The organism is Mycobacterium gordonae (genome assembly GCF_017086405.1).
Classification (GTDB): domain Bacteria; phylum Actinomycetota; class Actinomycetes; order Mycobacteriales; family Mycobacteriaceae; genus Mycobacterium; species Mycobacterium gordonae_D.
On the sequence record NZ_CP070973.1, the window covers coordinates 184584 to 204431 of the forward strand.

The 19848-nt window shown below is 68.2% G+C and carries 18 protein-coding genes and 1 pseudogene; 11 read left to right on the forward strand and 8 right to left on the reverse strand.

The window, feature by feature from the left end; genetic code table 11:
• Window positions 1-231: 231 nt before the first annotated feature.
• From JX552_RS00835 to JX552_RS00850, 4 genes are all read left to right on the forward strand, one after another.
• Complete coding sequence (locus tag JX552_RS00835; RefSeq protein WP_241010831.1) at window positions 232-564, forward strand: hypothetical protein; 333 nt, start codon at window positions 232-234, stop codon at window positions 562-564.
• A 3-nt stretch (window positions 565-567) separates the two neighbouring features.
• Window positions 568-1542 (forward strand): methylenetetrahydrofolate reductase C-terminal domain-containing protein, encoded by a 975-nt coding sequence (locus JX552_RS00840; protein ID WP_205875662.1) that lies wholly within the window; start codon window positions 568-570, stop codon window positions 1540-1542.
• Window positions 1539-2294, forward strand: coding sequence for a class I SAM-dependent methyltransferase (locus JX552_RS00845; RefSeq protein ID WP_241010833.1), 756 nt, complete (start codon window positions 1539-1541; stop codon window positions 2292-2294). Before JX552_RS00840 ends, JX552_RS00845 begins: the two co-directional genes overlap by 4 nt.
• 265 nt (window positions 2295-2559) lie before the next feature.
• A complete protein-coding gene (locus JX552_RS00850) occupies window positions 2560-3039 on the forward strand; it encodes an AAC(3)-I family aminoglycoside N-acetyltransferase (RefSeq protein ID WP_205875663.1) in 480 nt (159 codons plus the stop codon).
• Between the two features lie 118 nt (window positions 3040-3157).
• Here the strand turns inward: JX552_RS00850 and malQ are convergent, their stop codons facing one another.
• The 4 genes from malQ to JX552_RS00870 form a co-directional block, all read right to left on the reverse strand.
• Window positions 3158-5164: a 4-alpha-glucanotransferase gene (gene malQ / locus JX552_RS00855; protein ID WP_205875664.1), complete on the reverse strand. Its 2007-nt coding sequence runs from the start codon at window positions 5162-5164 to the stop codon at window positions 3158-3160.
• Window positions 5165-5231: 67 nt separating this feature from the next.
• A complete protein-coding gene (locus JX552_RS00860; RefSeq protein ID WP_205875665.1) occupies window positions 5232-5720 on the reverse strand; it encodes a MarR family winged helix-turn-helix transcriptional regulator in 489 nt (162 codons plus the stop codon).
• Between the two features lie 27 nt (window positions 5721-5747).
• Window positions 5748-6164 carry a DUF5313 domain-containing protein gene (locus tag JX552_RS00865; protein ID WP_205875666.1) on the reverse strand — a complete coding sequence of 139 codons (417 nt, stop codon included), beginning with the start codon at window positions 6162-6164 and terminating at the stop codon, window positions 5748-5750.
• 161 nt (window positions 6165-6325) lie between these two features.
• Window positions 6326-7516: a cytochrome P450 gene (locus JX552_RS00870; RefSeq protein WP_205875667.1), complete on the reverse strand. Its 1191-nt coding sequence runs from the start codon at window positions 7514-7516 to the stop codon at window positions 6326-6328.
• Between the two features lie 128 nt (window positions 7517-7644).
• On the opposite strand from JX552_RS00870, the gene JX552_RS00875 reads away from it, so the two are divergent.
• On the forward strand, window positions 7645-8364 hold the full coding sequence (locus tag JX552_RS00875; protein WP_205875668.1) for an NUDIX hydrolase: 720 nt from the start codon (window positions 7645-7647) through the stop codon (window positions 8362-8364).
• Between the two features lie 3 nt (window positions 8365-8367).
• Here JX552_RS00875 and JX552_RS00880 read toward each other — a convergent pair whose 3' ends face one another.
• Entirely contained in the window at window positions 8368-8649 is a 282-nt protein-coding gene (locus JX552_RS00880; RefSeq protein ID WP_205875669.1) for a hypothetical protein, read from the reverse strand.
• A gap of 68 nt (window positions 8650-8717) precedes the next feature.
• Here JX552_RS00880 and JX552_RS00885 point away from each other — a divergent pair, with 68 nt between their 5' ends.
• The 3 genes from JX552_RS00885 to JX552_RS00895 all read left to right on the forward strand — a co-directional run bounded on the left by JX552_RS00885 (window position 8718) and on the right by JX552_RS00895 (window position 13393).
• Window positions 8718-9224 carry a glycine-rich domain-containing protein gene (locus JX552_RS00885; RefSeq protein ID WP_205875670.1) on the forward strand — a complete coding sequence of 169 codons (507 nt, stop codon included), beginning with the start codon at window positions 8718-8720 and terminating at the stop codon, window positions 9222-9224.
• A 9-nt stretch (window positions 9225-9233) separates the two neighbouring features.
• Entirely contained in the window at window positions 9234-10067 is an 834-nt protein-coding gene (locus JX552_RS00890; RefSeq protein ID WP_205875671.1) for an acyl-CoA thioesterase domain-containing protein, read from the forward strand.
• Window positions 10068-10276: 209 nt separating this feature from the next.
• Window positions 10277-13393, forward strand: coding sequence for a PE family protein (locus tag JX552_RS00895; protein WP_205875672.1), 3117 nt, complete (start codon window positions 10277-10279; stop codon window positions 13391-13393).
• A 16-nt stretch (window positions 13394-13409) separates the two neighbouring features.
• Here JX552_RS00895 and JX552_RS00900 read toward each other — a convergent pair whose 3' ends face one another.
• Window positions 13410-14642 carry an MFS transporter gene (locus JX552_RS00900; RefSeq protein WP_241010834.1) on the reverse strand — a complete coding sequence of 411 codons (1233 nt, stop codon included), beginning with the start codon at window positions 14640-14642 and terminating at the stop codon, window positions 13410-13412.
• A gap of 115 nt (window positions 14643-14757) precedes the next feature.
• Between JX552_RS00900 and JX552_RS00905 the strand changes: the two genes are divergently transcribed.
• On the forward strand, window positions 14758-15567 hold the full coding sequence (locus tag JX552_RS00905; RefSeq protein ID WP_205875674.1) for an enoyl-CoA hydratase-related protein: 810 nt from the start codon (window positions 14758-14760) through the stop codon (window positions 15565-15567).
• Here JX552_RS00905 and JX552_RS00910 read toward each other — a convergent pair.
• A complete protein-coding gene (locus JX552_RS00910; RefSeq protein WP_205875675.1) occupies window positions 15554-16108 on the reverse strand; it encodes a DUF998 domain-containing protein in 555 nt (184 codons plus the stop codon). The genes JX552_RS00905 and JX552_RS00910 overlap by 14 nt on opposite strands.
• 32 nt (window positions 16109-16140) lie before the next feature.
• Complete coding sequence (locus tag JX552_RS00915; protein ID WP_431195907.1) at window positions 16141-16581, reverse strand: hypothetical protein; 441 nt, start codon at window positions 16579-16581, stop codon at window positions 16141-16143.
• Between the two features lie 338 nt (window positions 16582-16919).
• On the opposite strand from JX552_RS00915, the pseudogene JX552_RS00920 reads away from it, so the two are divergent.
• Together JX552_RS00920 and JX552_RS00925 are read left to right on the forward strand one after the other, a co-directional pair.
• Window positions 16920-18459 (forward strand): annotated as a pseudogene (locus tag JX552_RS00920) (PE family protein); the annotation flags it as partial.
• A gap of 88 nt (window positions 18460-18547) precedes the next feature.
• On the forward strand, window positions 18548-19570 hold the full coding sequence (locus JX552_RS00925; RefSeq protein ID WP_241010835.1) for a LysR substrate-binding domain-containing protein: 1023 nt from the start codon (window positions 18548-18550) through the stop codon (window positions 19568-19570).
• The last annotated feature ends 278 nt before the right edge of the window (window positions 19571-19848 follow it).

The window sequence follows — 19848 nt, forward strand, 5'->3', positions numbered from 1 at the left end:
TTTATCGCCGCGACGCTTCGGGTAAATCCGATTGCGAAAGTTCCGTGTCGATCAGGTGTCAGCGTTCGGCGGCGGAAACAGCTGGAAGAGAGACCCATGATGAGCGCCAAGCATCGCCTGAGCGAGTCGCCGAGGCAGCAACCAAGGGGTCAGTCCGGCGGCCCGACCCGCACTGCATGGAGCATTGTTTTCGGTTCGGTAATCGCGGCTGCGGCATTAGCCGCGTTGCTGGTGACTGTTGTCGGTTCGCCGCATTTGCCGCCGGCCCCTTCCGATCAACAGGTCAGCCAGGAGGGAACGTTGATCGCGGTTTCGGCCGGATCGGTGACCGCGCGCAGCCGCGACGGCGTCACCCGGACCTACCTGGTCACCCCGCATACCGCCGTCATCACCAGGGCCGGTAGCCAATTCACGGTGAACGACGAAGTGGCCATCATCGGGACCATTCAAAACGGAACGGCGTTGGCCACCGCGGTGGCGCACCGCGATCTGGGCGACGGAGCCGGACCGCCAATGGATTACGTTGCAGGCCAACCGGACAGCGGCGCATTGGGCGACGACTGAGTGGTGACGGCTGGTTGCCCGAAACGGATGGAATTCGGGCCATGTGGTGGGGTCCGCCCCGACGGGCAGTGTGAAATGCGTTCCGGTGCATGTGCATTCGTGGACATCGTGCCCTGGTCCGGTCGGTCCCCGGTCGATCGGCCGGTAACTCAGGCGCCGTTGGTGCTGACCGATTTCAGCTGTACGCCCTTCGATCGAGATGACGTTGCGGCCACCGCAGCCGTGCTGGTGAACTCCTGTGACGCCGTACTGGTGGGTGAGCATCAGAACAAGCCGGACTTTCCGCCGACACTGATGGGATCGTTACTGCTGGACGCGGGGGTGACACCGTGGATCACCCTGTCGTGCCGAGACCGCAATCGGATCGTCCTGGAACAAGAGCTCCGGGGTCTGCGCACCATCGGCGTCGACACCGTGCTTTGTGTGACCGGTGATGGGCGCGGCTACGACGTCCGCCCGGACGTCACCCAGACGTTCGACCTGGACGGGCTGCGACTGGTGTCATTGGCCGCGTCGCTGGGGGCGCTGGCCGCCGTACCCGAAACACCCACTGCGCCGCCCGTCGCCGCACGACCTGCGCGGTTGGTGGAAAAGCAGCGCGCCGGCGCCGGCCTGGCCGTGTTGAACCATGTGCCGTTCCCCGACATGATCGCCGATTTCATGAAAACAGCTCGGGTGCAGGGCCTGTCGATCCCGGTGATCGCGGCCGTCGCCGTCTTCACCGACAGTGTGTCGGCGGCCATATTGCAGGGCCTGCCCGGTCTCGAGCTGGATCCGGCCGTGACGCAGCGCGTCCTGACCGCGGTGGATCCGATTGCGGCCGGCATCTCGGCCGCGGTCGACGAAGCGCGGGCTTTGCTGTCGATCGACGGCGTGGAGGGCGTGAACGTATCGGGGCTGGGATCGGCTTCGGGTGCCCGCGTGGGTGCCGAGATCAAGGCGGAGGTCGGCAGGCTCATCCGGAAAGGGGTGTCGTGACCGAAGCCATGCAGGCCGAGTTCGACACCGTCGCGGAGTGGACCGCGCAGGTCGCCGCCGACCTCGGCCCCGACTATTACGTGCCGGCGGGCTGCCGGGGGAGCGGTAGCCCGGCCGCGCTGGATTGGCTCATCGAGCGCATGGAGCTGGGCAGTGGCGCAACGTTCTTGGATTGCGGGGCGGGCGTCGGCGGACCGGCCGCGTATGCGGCCCGACGCCGCGAATTGCGGCCGGTGCTGGTCGAGCCGGAGGCGGGCGCCTGTCGCGCTGCGAAGAGGTTGTTCGGCTATCCCGTGATGCAAGCGGTGGGATCGAAATTACCGCTGGCGGAGGCGAGTTGCGACGCGGCGTGGTCTCTGGGGGTGTTGTGCACCACGGCGGATCAACTCGCGTTGCTTGCCGAGTTGCATCGCACCGTGCGCCGCGGCGGCCGAATCGGATTGCTGGCGTTCGTCGCGCACCGGGAACTGGCACGCGATGAGCTAGAAGCGAACCACTTTCCGATGCCCGACCGGTTGCGGCAACTGGTGGACGAGTCGGGGCTTCATGTCGAGGACTGGCTGACAACCGCTGAGTTGCCCGCGATTCCAAGTGAATGGAATGACCGGATGGATGCGGTGACAGACGAGCTGACCCGACGGCACGGGGATGCTGAAGTGTGGCAACTGGCTGAGCGCCAGAGTTCGCGGATAGCGCGGCTGCTCGAAGACGGGACGCTGACCGGCGAGTTGTTGGTGGTGCGTCACGTGTGAGCCCGCAAACCTGGCGACCACAGCGCTGGGCCGCCGCGCCCTAGGCGTGGGCTCAGACGCGTGTGAACTGCGGCATCAGCTCGTCGAGAACTGATGGGAAGTTAGGTGACAGCCGTCGTCAGCGTCAAAATCGATCGTCACACCGGCCGAATGGACTACTGGTGGCGTCGGCTCGTCCTTTCCACTCAGTCCTGGCGATTGCGGTAACGTTTCGCCGGAGTGACCGCTACTTCAGCGGATTACGACAGGAGTACCGGGGCAGCGAATGTCATCGTCCGAGGGGTTCAGTATCCGTCAACTTGGGGCTACCGACACGGCGTTGCTGAACGAGCTTTCCGCCACTTTCGGTGAAGCGTTTGAGGAGCACCACACCTATGTCTCGTCTCGTCCTGGCAAGGCATATCTGAAGGGACTGCTGGGCAGCGAGTACTTCATTGCACTCGTGGCCCTCATCGACGAGTCGGTAGTTGGCGGCATCGCCGCCTACGAATTGCGCAAATTCGAGCAGGAGCGCAGTGAAATCTATCTCTACGATCTCGCGGTTTCAGCACCTCATCGCCGAAGAGGCATCGCCAGCGCGTTAATCGACGAACTCAAGAATATCGCAGCAGCTCGCGGAGCCTGCACCATCTTCGTCCAAGCTGACATTGGAGATGACCCGGCAATTGATCTCTACTCGAAACTCGGGACACGCGAGACGGTACTTCATTTCGACATTGCAGTTGCAGTCTCTGAAGACGACTAGTAGCCAGACCACTCTGAGCATGGGGGCTTGGGGCTAGATCTGGGCTGCTCGGCCTGGACGACCGCGGCCGCTCGATCGGGTCGTCCTCATGCGTCACACCGCAGAACGCAGTTGTCCATCACGCTCGCGCGGCCTCCCGAAAAAGCGCGGTGATCTCCGCGACCCGCGGATCCGCCTGCAGCCCTTCCAGAGTCTCTGGAAGCGGCAGTCGCCAGTTCGGGTATTCGTCAATCGTTCCAGGCAGATTGGGCTGGCGGACCTCGGCCAGCACGTCGTAGGGAGAGACCAGTTTCAGCCGGCTCGGTGTCGCCGCCAGCAGCCGGTGCATCGCGACGATGATCCTGGACTGGCAGCGCTCGTCGGGCTCGGCCTCTTCATCGGGCAGCAGGTGTTCGGATCGCAGCAGCGCCAGCCACTCGGCGCGTTCCTTGGCGGCCGAAGCTTGTTCGGCCGGAACATCATTGAGCAGACCGAGGTCGGCACGCGCCCGCACGTGCTCGGCGCGCAGGAACCCCGCTGCCGTCGGCAGATCGTGCGTCGACAAACTGGCGGCGGCCCGCGCGGGCCACTTCGCCGGAGCCAGCAGCGGCTCCTCGGCGACCGACTGATCGCGGGTGAACCACGACACCGCGCAACCCAGCATCCCGTTCTCGGCCAGCGCCTCGGTGACTTCCGGTTCGACGGTGCCCAGGTCCTCGCCGACGACGGTCGCCTTCGCCCGATGCGCCTCTAGCGCCAGCACCGACAGCATCACCTCGGCGTCGTAGTGCACGTAGGTGCCGCGGTCGGGCCCGTCTCCTGGCGGGATCCACCACAACCGCCACAGCCCCGCGACATGGTCGATGCGCAGCCCGTCGGCGTGAACGAGTACCGCGCGCAACATGTCTCGCAGCGCGGCGTAACCCGTCGCGGCCAGGCGGTCCGGGCGCCAGGGGGGCAACCCCCAATCCTGGCCGCGCGGGGTGAAGTTATCCGGCGGTGCGCCGATACTCACTCCGGTGGCCAGCACGTCGGCCAGCGCCCAGGCGTCGGCGCCGTCGGCGTCCACACCCACCGCCAGGTCATGCAACACCCCCAGCGCCATACCGGCCTCGCGCGCGGTCGTCCGCACCGCGATCAGCTGCTCGGCACAGCGCTGCTGCACCCAGGCATGGAACGCCAGCCGCGGAGCGAGCTCCCGGCGAGCCTCGACGACGGCCGGCCCATGGACATCCCGCAGCGAGGCGGGCCACCGGCTCCACCGGCCGCCATGCCGCTCGGCCAGCGCGCAGTAGGTGGCCCAGTCGCGCAGCCCCACTGAGCCGGGAGAGTTGTCCAGCGGCGACGGCCGCCCCTCCGCGCGCCACAGCACTTCGAGCGCCGATCGCTTGGCCGCCCACACCAGATCGTGCTCGATCCGCGCGGTGGCCGGCGAGACCCGCAGCGCGTCCACTTCGGCGCGGGTTTCCGGGTCGGCGCGATGGTAGGCATCGAGGTCCTCGATGCGCAGCGCCAGCGGGTTGGCGAAACGCCGGCTGGAGGGGGTGTAGGGCGACGGCTGCACGGGGTGGGTCGGGCCGGGCGCGTGCAAGGGGTTGAGCAGTACCGCGCCGGCGTGGTGCGCCGCGGCGGTCCAGTCGATGAATTCCCGCAGGTCTCCCAGGTCGCCGATGCCCCACGAGCGGGCCGAGCGCAGTGCGTAGAGCTGCAGCATCCAGCCCCAGGTGGCGGGCGTCGACGGCACCTGCGGCGGCGCCGCGACCAGCGTGGCCTGCTGACCGTCGCGGGTTTCCACGCGGTACCAGCCGGCCGGCAGGCCGCTCGGCAGCTCGCCGTGCACGTCGAAGCGGGTGCCGTCCTCGGACTCCAGCGCGACGGCACCCGGCAGCGGCCGGGGCCGCCCGCCGACCCGGAAGGCGACCGTAGGCGGCAGCACGCCGGCGTGGTCTGCCGCGGAGAGCCGGGTCAGTTCGCGCCGCCGGTCCACCTCGGTACCAGCCTCCACGTCGAGCAGGCCGAGCACGCGGATCACCACGTCGGCGTCGACGTCGACCGGCTCCCGTCGCTCGTTGCGGTAGGAGGTCGCCACGCCGTGTGCCGCGGCCAACTGGCGCAAGCTGTCGGAGGCTGGTGAGGGATTGGCCACAGCGCGGGTATACCCGGGCCCGGGCTTCTCACACCCGCGAAAGGCTGTGTGCTGCTGTGACTTTTGCCTAGACGTCGAGCGCACCGGCCGCCACTGCGGCCGCGTTGATCTTGGTCAGCACCTCGCGCAGATGCTCGAGTTCGGCGAGATCGACGCCTAGGCGCGCGACCACCGCCGGGGGCACTTTGAGGGCTTGCCGGCGAAGATTGCGGCCCTGTGGGGTCAGCGCGATGTGAGTGGTGCGCTCGTCGGCGGCGCTGCGCGTCCGAGTGATCAGGCCTTGCGACTCGAGGCGCTTGAGCATCGGTGACAAGGTGGCCGAATCCATCTGCAACAGCGTGGCGATGTCCTTAACCAACAGCGGATTTCCACTCGGCTTAGTCTTCGCGTTGTCCCACAGCGCCAGCATCACCAGGTACTGGGGATGGGTCAGGCCCAGCGGTTCCAGCAACGGACGGTATACGGCCAGCACTGCCCGGTTGGTGACGGCGAGCGCGAAGCAGACCTGGCGCTCCAACGACAGCGGGTCGAGTTCCGCATCGGCTTTCGTGCCCATGGCGTAATCGCTCCTTCGTGGCCGCGGTCAGAACGGGCTGCTGTTGTCCTGCCATTTGGCCTCTTCCGGGCGCGGGCCATAGCGCCGGGCGTAGTCGTCGTGAATGTGGGCCTGCTTCTGGCGTTTGATGACATCGACCAGACCCGGGTCCAGCCCGTGCTGGGCCAGTCGGTGGCGACGCCACACCTTGTTCAGGGCCAGTGCCATCAGCAGGACCCAGATGAAGATCGGCGCTGTCATCTCCGAGTGCACGTACAACGATGCCGGCAGCAACCAGAGCGGGGCCAGCACGATAATTCCGGGTATTGCCATCCGGATCAGGTGTCTACGAATGGCTCCGGGGCCGGCAAGGTCACGGGAGACCCAGTCCCGCATCGAGTTGGGCAGGCGCCGGCCGTAGGAGTAGGTGATGTACTGCCAGGGGTTCGGGCGAGCGTTGGACATGATCGCTCCTCAAGCAATGCCAATCGAAGTCGTACTCGGCTCCGAGAAGTCTTATCGTACACTATTAGTTAGTGTCCTAACTATGTGGGTACCGCCACGTCCGGGTGGGGGAATACGATGTCGATTCGACGTCACCGCATCGGACACTTTCGGCGCTGGGTTCAGGCCGCGATGAGCTTGACCGGCAGATGCTCGTGGCGGTGAATGATGTTGTTGACGGCCCAGGTCGGTTCCCCGGCCACCTCGATCCGGTCAACCCGCTGCAGCAGCGAACGCAGGATCGCGGCGGTTTCCATGCGGGCGAGCCCCTGGCCGGCGCAGGCGTGGGCGCCGTTGCCGAAGCCGATCTGGCGACTTGCGTCGCGGCGAATGTCGAAGGTGTCGGGGCGGTCCCACTCGCTCTCGTCCCGGTTGGCCGATGCGTACAGGATCAGCAGCCGTGAGCCCCTCGGTATCGGCGTCGCGTCGACTTCGGTGTCGTTTCGGACCTGGCGGGTGAAGGCGCGCAGCGGTGATTCGTAGCGAATCACCTCGTTGATCGCATTGGGGATCAGACCGGGGTCGTCCTTGAGTAGGCGCCATTGTTCGGGATGTGTTGCCAGCAGGTAGACGGCGTTGGAGATGGCGCTGATCGTGGTATCCAGCGAGGGGGCGATGTAGTCGACCATCAGCTTCGGGCATTCCGCGTGGGTGAGCTTGCCGTCGTCGGCGGCGCACAGCAATTCGTGCGCCATGCTCCCTTCGATCACGGAGCGGTTTCGCACCACCCGGCGCGCGAACATGAGCATCTGCAAACTGCGCGGAATGCTCTTGACGGCTTGCCAATTCAGTGGGCCGAGGATGTCGAAGGTGGCGCCGCCCCAGGCGATGAGGTGCTCGCGCTCGTCGCGCGGCCAGCCGACGAGGTCGGGGACGATCGCCAGCGGCAGCGCGGTAGCGAGATCGGCGACCGCGTCGACGGCGCCCCGGCGCACCGCGGCCTCCACCACCGCGTCGGCCTGTTCGTCGACGGTTTCCCCGACCGAACGCAACGCCCTGGGCAGCAGGCGGTGGGCCAGTAGCTTGCGGCGATGATCGTGTTCGGCACCGTCGCTGTTGAGCGTGGTGCCGCGCGACAGGCGATTGCTCAACGAGTTCAGCGCGACACCGTTTCCGGAGATGAACAGGTCGTCGTTGCGCAGCGTGGCCTTGCACTCCGCGTAACGCGGCAGCGCGTACACCCGGTGCCTGCGCAGCCAGACCACCGACCCCGCACGCCGCAGCCGCCGGTAATGCGGGTATGGGTCCACGAGGGCATCGGAGGTATAGATGTTCGCGCTATCCACGGGCACGCCGCCCGGAGCGCGACCCATCGTGAGGCCTCCTCGGGTCAGCGCTTGGCGATTGCTGACGAAATCGTCACATACCGCGGTTGTCTCAGTCAACTCTTCCTGGCGAAATCGTCACTCAAGTGCGGTCGACTCGGGCTTATGGTCGAACGGTGACGATCGCTTACGACGACGTGCTGCGTGAACAGATCCGTCTGCGCTTGGCGGGTCATGACCGCCGCCTCGTCACCGACCCGTCCAAGCGGCACGCGGCCGTGGCGCTGGTTCTTGTCGACTCCGAGATCGGCGAAGACCGGGTGGATCCCGCCCCGGTGGATGACTGGATCGGCGGCCGTCCACTGCCGGACGAACTCCTCGACGGCCACATGATCGACGTTGCCGGAGGCGCCGCATTTCTGTTGTGCCGCAGAACGTCTCGGCTGCGGACTCACGCCGCGCAGTGGGCGCTGCCGGGCGGCCGTCTGGATCCGGGCGAGACGGTGGTCGAGGCGGCGCTGCGCGAATTGGATGAAGAGGTCGGGGTCCGGTTGCCGGAGTCGTCGGTGCTGGGTCTGCTCGACGACTACCCGACGCGTTCGGGCTACGTCATCACGCCGGTCGTCATCTGGGGAGGCGGCCGGCTGGATCTGCGTCCGGCGCCCGACGAGGTGCTGGCGGTGTACCGGGTGGGATTGCACCAACTGCAGCGTGCGGATTCACCGCGGTTCATCAGCATCGCCGAAAGCCCCCGCCCGGTTGTGCAGATCCCGCTGGGCAACGACCTGATCCACGCGCCGACCGGCGCGGTGCTGCTGCAGCTGCGCTGGCTGGGCCTGGAAGGCCGCCACGATCGGGTCGATGAACTCGAGCAGCCGACGTTCGCCTGGCGATAACAGTCAGTTGCCGCCGCCGCAGCCTCCGCCACCACACCCGCTGCCGCCGCCGCAGCCGCTGGACCCGCCGCCGCAGCCACTGGACCCGCCACTGCAGCTGCTGGAGCTGCAGCTGCTGCCGCCGCCGCAACCGCTCGAACCGCCGTCGGTTCCCGATCCCGAGCCCCAGATTCCGTTGTTCGAACCTTGGCCCCGCTTCGAGGCCGGCCGGTAGATGGCATACCCGATAAGCCACACCATGCTGATGCCGCCCAGCGCGACCAGCAGCATGCCTCCGCTGTTCATGCGCAAAGGCTACGTGAGGATTTTCCGGTAGTCCGCGGACATTTCGGGCGCCCCTTACAGTGAAGGCCGTGTGGGGCCGACGGCGGGATCGTTACGGTCGGGCACGCGTCGCGGTGACCGAACTCGAGCTCCTTCCGGCCGTGTTCAAGACATGTCCGTGGCAGCCCAGAACGCTGGTGGAGATCGGCTTGCGCCAATGGCTGCTCTGCTGCGCGGCCGCCCTACCGGACAACCAGGTCATCGGTATGCCGTCGCGCGCCGTCGATGAGGCCTGGCACGGGTTGATCCTGTGCACCGCACGCTATGCCGAGTTCTGCGACAAGGCCTACGGCAGGTTTCTTCACCACCACCCCGACGGCGGCGCGCCCACAGGCGTCGCCGGTGACTCGGCGGCCGAGCAGCTTCGCAGGACGATCATCGCCTGGGAGTTGGTCGCCGGGCCCGGCGAGCAGTGTGTGCTGTGGGATCTCGACGAGCGGGTCGGTGTCGAGGAACCCTGGGGCGTGAGTGTCGAGCGCGTCGCGGAAATCCGGTCCGCGGTGGCCCGCGCCAGAGCCGCCGCCCGGGTGCGGTAGAAACGCGGTGTGCAAGGCAATTCCGACGGCGCTGCCTCGGCAGTGCAGCTGCCTTACCTCGTTCGCGACGGAAATCGTTATCTACCAACCGAAATCGCGCGGGGTGGGTGGGGCCCATCGCTGAGTGGCCACGTCGTCGGCGGTCTGCTTGGCTGGGCAGCCGAACGGCTCGTGGACGACCCGCAATTTCAACCGGCGCGTCTGACCATCGATCTGCCGCGTCCAACCGCTCTCGAACCGGTCGAGGTGCACACCCGGGTTCGGCAAGATCGTCGGCGACTGCGTCTGGTCGAAGTCGGCCTCGTCCAGAACGGCAACCCGGTCGCGCATGCCAGTGCGCTTTTCCTGCGGCGCGGCGCTCAACCCGACGGGCAGGTGTGGTCATCACCCGTGCACATGCCGGCTATCCCGGCCGAGCAGAGCGATGTCGAGTCGCTGTTCATCCGGACGTATGGCTGGGGTGCGGACATTCAGAACCCCGAGCCCGGTTGGGCCGACACCCCTGGGCAGAAGTACACCTGGCTGCAGGAGACGCGCCCACTGGTCGACGCCGACCCGATGACCGCCTTCACCCGCGCGGCCATGGCCGGTGACATCACGGCGTCGATCGCCAACTGGGGATCCCGAAGGCTGCAATTCATCAACGTCGACTACACCCTGACGCTGACCAGGCTGCCGCACGGACCGCACCTCGGCCTGGCGTCACTGACGCACTGCAGCGACGGCGGGGTCGCGACCGGTTCGGCTGTGCTGGTCGACTCTACCGGCCCGATCGGCACCTGTGTGTCCGTGGCGATCGCCCAGACCGGGTTCCTTGCCCCAACGGAAACTCAGCCCAGCTGAATCACCGCGCCGCCAGGTTGGTTGCGGCGGTCGGGGGATGAGTTCCGCCGGCTGATGATTTCCCCGGTGCGGCCGGCGAAGTGGTGTATCAACTCGGGGTAAGTGCGCAGCTCAGGGGGTTTGATCGCCGATCGTGGCGAAACGTTCGGCTGGGCTGTGCAACCATGCATCCCGCCAAGAACGTGCCTGCTTTCCAGGAGGAGTTGACCGTGTCGTACATGATCGCGGTGCCGGATGTGGTGGCGGCTGCGGCGGCAGAACTGACAGGGATCGGGTCGTCGCTGGATGCGGCCCGTGCCGCTGCGGCGTTGTGGACCACCGGGGTGGCGGCTGCGGCTGACGATGAGGTGTCGGCGGCGGTTGCGGCGGTGTTTTCGTGCCACGGCCAGGCATATCAGGCGTTGGGTGTGCAGGCGGCGGCCGTGCACACCCGGTTCGTGCAGGGCTTGGCGCAGGCTGGGGCTGCGTATGCCGCCACCGAGGCGGCCAGTGTGTCGCCGTTGCAGGTACTTGAGGACGCGGTGTTGGGAGTCGTCAACGGACCCGCAGATCTGTTGTTCGGACGCCCGCTGATCGGCAACGGCGCCAATGGGGCGCCTGGGACGGGTCAGAATGGTGGTGCGGCGGGGATCCTGTGGGGCAATGGCGGTCACGGCGGATCAGGTGCTGCTGGACAGGCGGGTGGGGCCGGTGGGGCTGCGGGTTTGTTCGGCGCTGGTGGTTCAGGGGGCGTCGGCGGTGTCGGGGGTGGGGCCGGCGGTGCCGGGGGTAGTGGTGGTTGGTTGTGGGGTAACGGCGGTGCCGGGGGCGCCGGCGGGATCGGGGCCGGCACCGTGGCGGGCGGCATCGGCGGCGTCGGTGGTAACGCGGTGTTGTTCGGTAACGGCGGGGCTGGTGGCGCGGGCGGGTCCGGTGCGGCGGGCGCCGTCGGCGTCGCGGGCACCCCGGGAACTTCTACGTCGGCGGGTGGGATCGGGGGCCCCGGCGGTGACGGCGGTAACGGCGGTACGGGTGGGGCCGGCGGTGACGGGGGCCGGTGGTTCGGTAGCGGGGGTGCCGGCGGGCAGGGCGGAGCGGGTGGTGCCGGTGGAGTCGGCGGGGTCGGCGGAGCCGGCTGGAGCGCCACGGTCGACGGCGCCACCGGCGGTGATGGGGGGGACAGTGGGTCTGGCGGCAACGGCGGTAACGGCGGGATGGGCGGGGCTGGGGGGCAGGGTTCCCCCGGTGGGGGACAGCCTGGCGCAAACGGTGCCGGCGGCGTCGGCGGTGCGGGCGGCAATGCCGGTGCACCAGGTGACGGGGGCACGGGAGGCGACGGCAATGCCACGACCGTCGGAGGGACCGGAGGAAACGGGGGCAATCCTGGTGGCGTCGGAGTCGGGGGCAGCGGAGGCGGCGCCGGTGGTCCGGGTGCCAGTGCCGGCGTTGGGGGCAATGTCGGCGTCGTGATTCCGGGCAACGGCGGCAATGGTGGCAGCGGCGGTGCCGGCTATGACGCCACGTTCGCAGCCCAGGGCACGCCCGGCGGCGCCGGTGGGGTCGGCGGTAATGGCGGGAGCTACGGTAACGGCGGCGCCGGCGGGGCCGGAGGCAATGCCGCGCTCAACAGCGTGGCCGCCAACGGCGGAGACGGCGGGGCCGGGGGCACCGGCGGTTCGATCACCGGTGTGGGCGGCACCGGTGGCAACGGGGGTGCCGGCACCGGGACCGGCATCGGCGGCAATGGCGGCAAGGGTGGCGCCGGCATTATGAACGGGCCAGGCGATGCGACTGGCGGCCTCGGCGGGGCAGGCGGATCTGCCCAAAGCGGCGTGGGTGGAAACGGCGGTACTGGGGGCACAGCGACGAATAGCGGATCCGGGAAGGCAGTGGGCGGCCGCGGTGGAGCCGGGGGCGTCGGCGGAACGGGCACAGGTGACGGCGGAGACGGCGGCGCAGCAATCAACAGCGGATCCGGAGACGCCCTTGGCGGCGCCGGGGCGGCCGGCGTCAACGTCGCTGCCGGTGTCGGTGGCAACGGCGGGTCCGGTGGCGACGCCACCATCACCAATTCCGCCTCGGTGGCAACAGCCACCGGCGGGAAGGGCGGCGTCGGCGGCACCGGCGGCACCGGCTCCGGTACGGGTAACGGCGGAGACGGCGGTGCGGCGGTCAACATGGGAACCGGAGACGCCATCGGCGGGGCCGGAGCGGACGGCATCGACGTGGGCGCCGACAGCGTCGGAGGCAACGGCGGGTCCGGTGGCGACGCGACCGTCTCCAACGCTGGCGGCGCGGGCGATGCCCGTGGCGGGCGTGGCGGAAGTGGCGGCAGCGGCGGGGTCGGTGGCAAGGGCGGGGCCGGAGGGGACGCGACGTCGAACTCCGTTACGGGGAACGCTTACGCCGGAGCCGGGGGCGACGGCGGCAGCGGGAGCAATCTCGACGCCGGCGGGGATGGCGGAGCAGGCGGCAACGCGACCCTTTCCGATGCCGCCGCCACGGGTAGCGCCCTGGGCGGCAAGGGCGGATCGGGCGGTAACGGCAATGTCGGTGGCAATGGGGGAGCCGGCGGGTTCGCCTCGCTGAGTAATGGGGGCTCCGCGGACGCCGCGGCGACTGGCGGTGCCGGAGGCGACGGTGGCTCCGCAAGCAACGCGGTACTCGGCGGTGGCAACGGTGGCAAGGGCGGCAGCGGCGGAAATGCGTCCTCACTCGACGGGACCGGGAGCGTTGTCGGCGGCGCTGGTGGCGCCGGCGGAAATGGTGGGCAGAACGGCACAGCAGGATCGGGTGGTGCCGGCGGCTCGGCAACAGACGCGGGAAGCAACTCGTCAGGTTCTTACATCGGCGGCAGCGGCGGAGCGGGCGGCGACGGCCCGACCGGCGGTGACGGCGGTGACGGTGGCTCCGCGTCGAACGGCGGCAAAGGCACCAGCGAGGGAGGTCAAGGGGGCGCTGGTGGCTCGAGCACCACGGGTGCCGGTGGCAAGGGTGGCGCCGGAGGGGCCGCGACCAATGGCAACCGTAACGTTTCTTTCAGGGCCACCGGAGGCAAGGGCGGGGCTGGCGGCAACGGTGCCCAGGGGGGAGCAGGTGGAAACGGTGGCGATGCGATTTCCGCCGGGCTTGCCTCGGGTCTGACGTTGGCCGGCGATGGCGGTGACGGGGGCGACAGTTCGGCAGCAGCAGTCGCGGGAGGCGATGGCGGCGACGGCGGAGACGCCCAAGTGAGAGACGCTAGCGCCCAAGCATCCGGCGGCGCCGGCGGCGCTGGGGGCACCGGAGGGCCTGGAGGCGTCGCCGGTTTAGCCGGTCTGGATGGAACGGCCACGGTCATCATTTGATGACCGTGGTCTTCCATCAGGTCTGTCGGTGTCCGTTGCGCCGCAGCCGCACTGACCTGCCGATTGCCGCGGCGGCCGCCAAACCGGCCAGCGTCACAAAGATCAGCGTTGATTCCCGGCCTGGCCCGAGCATCGTCAGCAGCAGCGGCAGGCCGAATCCGAGGTAGGTGACCGAGTAGAACGTACCGGTGAGAGTGCCCCGGACGCGTTGTGGCGCAGCAGCTTCCAGATCGATCAGGCCCTCACGCAGGCAGAGGCCCGATGCGCACCCGAGCATCATCACCACCGCGATGCCCAGCCCGAGCGGAATGTCGGCGGGAGTGGCCGCGACGACGACGTAGCCGATCGCAGCCAGCAGCGCGCCGACGGTGCCGGTTTGCGGGCCCCAGCGACGCGCTCTGGCGACCACCTGGCTGATTCCGCTGGCGCCGTTGGTGATCAGCGCCGCCGTCCCGGCGGCCAGTGGGGCGGCGAGCCCAGTGTGGACCCGCGTGGGGATCGTGACGAAAGCCAGTGTGGCCGAGATGAACACCCAGGGCGCCAGCGGCATCGCCCAGCTCAACGCGCGCCGGGTGCTGTGGCCACCAACTGGCCGGGTCCGCTCCGATGTGGGGGCCATCGGGTTGGCTCTGCGCAGGCCAAATCCGGCGCCGACCATCGCCAACGCGATCACCGCGGCGGCAATGCCGAATGACACCGGAACGCCGGAATGCCCGGCCGACGCGGTCACACCCGAAGCGAATGGACCCAGAGCGAAACCCGTGATCAGAACCGTACCGGCCAACGCCGCACCCGCGGGTCCCTTGAGGTCGGATGCCCATGCGGTACAAGAGCTCACGGCCAGCCCCACTCCCAGCCCGACGACCAGGCGCCCGATCAGTAGAGCCTCAGACTGTTGCGACGCGAGCATGGTGACCGTTCCGGCCAGCGCCGTGCCTGAGCCTGCCAACGCCACCGACGGACGCCCGAACGTGTCTGAGGCGCGTCCGCCCAGCAGGAGGCCCGGCAGCAGTCCGAGCGCGTAGATGCCGAACATGATGTCCACAGCGGCGGTCGTGAGGTGTTGGCGGTCGCTGATGGCCGGTATGAGCGCGGCGAAGTGATTGGCCGCCCAGCCCATTGCGAGCAGGACGGCCAGGACACCGGCGAACAAGGCCTGCTGGCGACCTGCTGCGCGAAGCGCGGGCTTCGCGGTCGCCGCCGCCGACGGCTGGTACACCAGGGCGGCGGCCCCGCTCGGCCTCGTCACGGACATCCCCTCCTCAACTGCCTACCGATGCAACGACGATGTGGCCGGCCGCGATATTCCTGGTCGAGACCCATGTCACTTCTCGCGACGGCAGTTTCGTGCTACACACCAGTACGTGGCAGAACCGGCAGTGCTCCTCGAGCGCGACCAGCACATCCTCACCATCACCCTCAACCGGCCCGAGAAGCGCAACGCCTTCAATCCGGAAGTGCTGTGCCGACTCGCCGATGCCTGGGATCTGTTGGACCAGGACCCGGACTTGCGGGTCGCAATCATGACCGGAGCGGACGGGAATTTCTCCGCCGGCGCGGATCTCGATCGCCTGGTTGGGGCCCTGATCGCCGGAGAACCCGCCCAGAACGAGTACGAGGAGCGGGTCAGGTCGGATTTCGCCTTGATCTACAAGGGATTTCTGAAGGACCACTACGTCAGGAAACCAATCATCGCCGCGGTCGAGGGTTACTGCTACGCCGGCGGGATGGAGATCCTGCAGGCATTCGACATCCGGGTGGCCGCGGAGAACGCACAATTAGCGATCAGCGAAGTGCAGCGCGGTCTGTTTCCGATGAGCGCGTCAACGATCCGATTGCCCCGTCAGATCCCCTACACCGTCGCGATGGAGATGCTGATCGCCGGCACGCCGATCTCCGGGCAGCGGGCCTACGAGGTAGGCCTGGTCGGGCAGGTGACCGCGGCCGGGGGTGCACTGGACCGGGCACGCGAGATAGCGCAGCAGGTGGCCGCGAATGGCCCACTGGCGGTACGCAACATCAAGGCCTCGGTAATCGAGAACCTGGAAAAGACCGAAGCCGAGGCCTTTCCGCGTGAGCTGGAACTCGGCATGGCTGTGATGGCCTCGGCCGACGCGAAGGAAGGACCGCGCGCGTTTCTGGAGAAGCGGCGGCCGAACTTCACCGGCACGTGATGGTGGCGTCGTCCCGACGCGCCAGCAGTCCCGCCGCGGTGAGTAACTGCCACCCGAAGATCGAATAGGCGCTGCCTCGCTCCCACACACCGACAGGCAGCGCCGTGCAATTGCCCACCAGCAGCGCGAGGCACAGAAATCCCAGGGCGGCAATCGCTTTCGAGGCATTGCGATACCATCGCAGCTGCGGCAGCAGGTGTGCCGATCCAGGCAGAATGGCGGCATTACCGCCGACAAGCGCCAGTGTCGCGCCGATGAGGTGGATCAACCCACTGGGCACCGTGCCGACTAGAACGTTGCCGACAGCGTTCGCTGATACCAGCACCACGAAAAGGCGGTTGTCCCGCCCGAAAGGCACACCGGCAATCAACAGCGCGCCCAGCAGGAACATGGTGCCTTGCAGGCAAAACGCGGCATGCATCAACGGTGCGCGCGGGCCTACTCTCCCGAGATCACTGATGTAGTTGAGCGCGTAGCTATAGGTTGTCGGGTAGGCGGCAGCGGTGACGGCTTCCAGGATCAGATAGCCGACGACTCCCACGCACCAAACGCCGGCCCCGACGGTGCGCCACCTCACTGGCCGGGCTGCACGTGAACGTTTCTGGCGCCCTTGACATTGCGCAACCCAGAGCAGTTCACGCAGCCGATGCACCCGACGCAATCGGTGCAGCGCACGCACCCGAGGCAGGCGACGCAACGGGTGCAGGCGACACACGCCAGGCATGCCACGCATTCCCGCACGGCCACGCAGATGACCGTAAGCAGGCAGGCGATCACGCCGACGCTGCCCGCCGTGGCTGCTGATCCCGCCACCGCGACACTGCCGGCGGTGGACACCGACCCGGCCACTGCCACGCTGCCCGCGGTTGTCACCGACCCGGCCACTGCGACGCTGCCGGCGACCGCCGCCGAGCCGGCGACCGCGACGCTTTCGACGACGGCGACCGAGCCCACGACGGATTCGTAATCAGAATCGATGGTTACCGGCGAGTTGAGGGCAAGCATGAGGTTCATCATGTCAGCCTGGTGGCCGAAGCCGAAGGGCCGACGCCGCGGCATTGCGGCGCTGGGGTGGCGCCGGAGTCTATCCGTAGAGAATTTCGAAGACGCTGTTGAGTGCGGCGCGGCAAACCGGTGGATCTGCGCGCCGGGACAGGTGCTGCCGGATCGCGAACTGTCCGCAGCTCAACTCGGTCGGACGGATGCCCCCGAAGAGTTCCAATCGTGCGGGAAAACGCAATGATCCCTTGCGGATTGGTGAAAAGGGGAAGTCGCGTCACCGCTGCAAATGTGATTGCGTGGACTCGCCCGAAGATGTTGCGCCACGAAAGCCCATGGCCGGGAGGCGACGGATGTCGTTTGTCATTGCGGTGCCGGAGTCAGTGTCGGCGGCGGCCTCGGACCTGATGAATATCGGCTCGGCAATCAGCGAGGCGAACGCCGCCGCGTCGGCTCCCACGGCCGCCGTGGTCGCCCCAGGTGCCGACGATGTGTCGGCGGCCATCGCTGAGTTGTTCGGTGCACATGCTCAGGCGTACCAGGAAATCAGCGCTCGGGCCGCGGCGTTTCACAGCCAGTTCGTCCGCGTTATGAGTGCGGGTGCCGGAGCCTACGCGACAGCCGAAACCACGAACGCCGCACTGCAGAGGCTTCAGTTGGAGGTACTCACGGCCGTCAATGCGCCAACCTTGGTGCTGCTGAACCGTCCGCTGATCGGCAATGGCGCCGATGCCGCCCCACAATCCGGCGCCAATGGTGGCAACGGCGGATTGTTGTGGGGCAACGGCGGGAACGGCGGATCTGGCGGGGAGGGCCAGGCCGGCGGAAACGGCGGCGCCGCGGGTCTTTTCGGAAATGGTGGCGCCGGCGGGGCCGGCGGCTTCAGTACTAGTGGCGGAGACGGCGCTGCGGCCGGATCAGGCGGTGCCGGTGGCCTCTTGTGGGGGGCCGGCGGCAACGGGGGCGCCGGAGGGCCGGGCCGGGCTGGCGGGAGCGGCGGGGCGGGGGTCTGTTCGGTCGTGGCGGCGCCGGTGGTGCCGGCGGCGATTCGGTCAACATGGCCGGGGCGGGCGGTACCGGCGGCACGGGCGGATTGATCTTCGGCGCCGGAGGCGACGGTGGGGCAGGCGGGCAAGCCCTCAATGGCGCGGCCCCGGGAGCCGGCGGCACGGGCGGCTCGGCGGGACTGTTCGGCGCAGGCGGTGTCGGTGGTGTCGGTGGATCCTCGGGACCAAACCAAGGTCCCTACATCGGGGGGCACGGCGGCGACGGCGGTGCGGGCGGCAAGATCTTCGGCCACGGAGGCACCGGCGGAGCGGGTGGCTCCGTCAACCCGCTGCCGGCGGACATGAGCACCCTCACCGGGGCAGGTGGTGACGGCGGAAACGGAGGAGCCGCTGGCCTTTTCGGCCTCGGCGGCGCCGGTGGTGCGGGCGGGTACGGGGGGTTTCAAACTGGGTCATCGCAAATTGGGTTGGCGGTGCCGGCGGCAACGGCGGGGCGGGCGGTTCGTTGATGGGTCTGGGCGGCACCGGCGGCGGCGGAGGCTTCGCGAACTACGGCGGGTCCGGGGGCGTGGGAGGGGCCGGCGGCCGGGTGTTCGGCGACGGCGGGGCCGGTGGCACGGGCGGCTGGGGCACCTTCTCCGGCGGAGATGGCGGCGCGGGAGGCGTCGGTGGCAACCTCACCGGCTCAGGCGGTAGCGGGGGCAGCGGCGGCAACGTCTTTGTGGGTGGGTTCGGAAACGCTGGGGCAGGCGGCGCCGGCGGCAGCGCCAAACTGCTCGGCAACGGCGGCAACGGAGGCAGCGGCGGGGCGGCCTTCAATGGTCCGGCGGCGGGCGGACCCAGCGGCTCCGGTGGGGCCGGGGGCCTGTGGTTCGGTAGCCCCGGGGTGCCCGGGTCTTCGACATTGAGCTGAAAGGTGTTGTCCTTGAACCCCTGTCAAGGAGCAGTCTCGTCGTCCGATCCGATCACTGACGGTGCCTGTCCGCGAAAGCCCGGTGATTTCCATGGAGCTGTACCAACTTCGCTACTTCCAAGCGGTGGCCGAATGCGGCACGCTGCGGGATGCCGCCGACAGACTGCTGGTGTCCCAGTCCGCGGTCAGCCGTGCCATTGCCATTCTCGAGTCGGAAATCGGCGTCGAGCTGTTCACCCGGAGCGGTAGATCCAATGAACTGAATCGGTTCGGGCAGGTCTTCTTGCGGGCGAGTCTGAAAACTCAGCGCAACTTGGATGCCGCGGTCGAGGACGTGCGCCGGCTGGCAGGGGTGGACTCCGGAACGGTGGCGCTTGGATTTCTCGGTTCACTGGGCATCTCGACGGTGCCTCGGCTGATACGCCGTCACCGCGACCGCTATCCGGCGGCCCGGTTCGAGCTGCGCCAGGGCACCGGGCCAGGACTCGTCACCGACCTGGCAAACGGCGTCCTGGACGTATGCCTCAGTTACCCAATGACATCCGACGACTCACCGGGTGTCGAGTGGCAGCAGTTGTTCACTCAGCAGTGGTGCGCGGTCGTTCACCGTGAACATCCGTCGGCCTGCCGCAAGCTGATCGGCTTCGAGGAGTTGGCCGGCGAACAGTTCGTGGTGTTGAACTCCGAACCCGCTCTGCGCCGCATCTTCGACGACGCGTGCATACGTCACCGGTTCACGCCGGCGATCGTTCTCGAAGGTACCGACGTGACGACGTTGCGGGGGCTGGTCAGGGCGCGGTTGGGTATCTCCGTGCTGCCGCGGGCGGCAACCGCGTTGGCCGACACCATCGAGATCCCGATCGACGACCCGGAATTGATCAAGGTCGTTGCCATCGGATGGATGACCAATCGATACCTACCGCCGTCGGCAGCCGCCTTCCGAGACACCGCGATCGCTGCAGCCCGACGGTCGGCGTATCTACCCGGGCCGAACCGGACAGACGTCGGCACCTTGCTGAAGAAGGGCACCTCGGCGAAGAGGCCGGAGTGTGTCCACCGGCACCTGTTGGACGTGGCGCCCTAATCGCTTTCGAAGTATGGGGCGTTGGAGAGGGCTGTCGACGGTGCGGCCGGGCCGCTGAACACCCCGAAACCAGTGTGGATACTCCATGTTTCGGGCCCGCTTGCCCGTCAAGCCAGGTGGCGTAGCCGGATTCGCGAGCGACTGGCCGAGGTGAACATCGTTGAACTCCGCGGCTGTCGGGACTGAGGGTGCACCGCACGCACCGTCGAGCAAACAGGCGTCGCAGCCGTCGCTCTCGACGAGAGGGGCGCTCGGACTCGCAAAATTTGTGTGAGGCG

What these genes read in the sequence shown, in the direction of transcription:
- JX552_RS00850 (WP_205875663.1), top strand. Translation starts at nt 2,560, where the DNA reads ATGTCATCGTCCGAGGGGTTCAGTATCCGTCAACTTGGGGCTACCGAC.
- JX552_RS00860 (WP_205875665.1), bottom strand. Translation starts at nt 5,720, where the DNA reads ATGGGCACGAAAGCCGATGCGGAACTCGACCCGCTGTCGTTGGAGCGC.
- JX552_RS00865 (WP_205875666.1), bottom strand. Translation starts at nt 6,164, where the DNA reads ATGTCCAACGCTCGCCCGAACCCCTGGCAGTACATCACCTACTCCTAC.
- JX552_RS00870 (WP_205875667.1), bottom strand. Translation starts at nt 7,516, where the DNA reads ATGGGTCGCGCTCCGGGCGGCGTGCCCGTGGATAGCGCGAACATCTAT.
- JX552_RS00880 (WP_205875669.1), bottom strand. Translation starts at nt 8,649, where the DNA reads ATGAACAGCGGAGGCATGCTGCTGGTCGCGCTGGGCGGCATCAGCATG.
- JX552_RS00915 (WP_431195907.1), bottom strand. Translation starts at nt 16,581, where the DNA reads ATGAACCTCATGCTTGCCCTCAACTCGCCGGTAACCATCGATTCTGAT.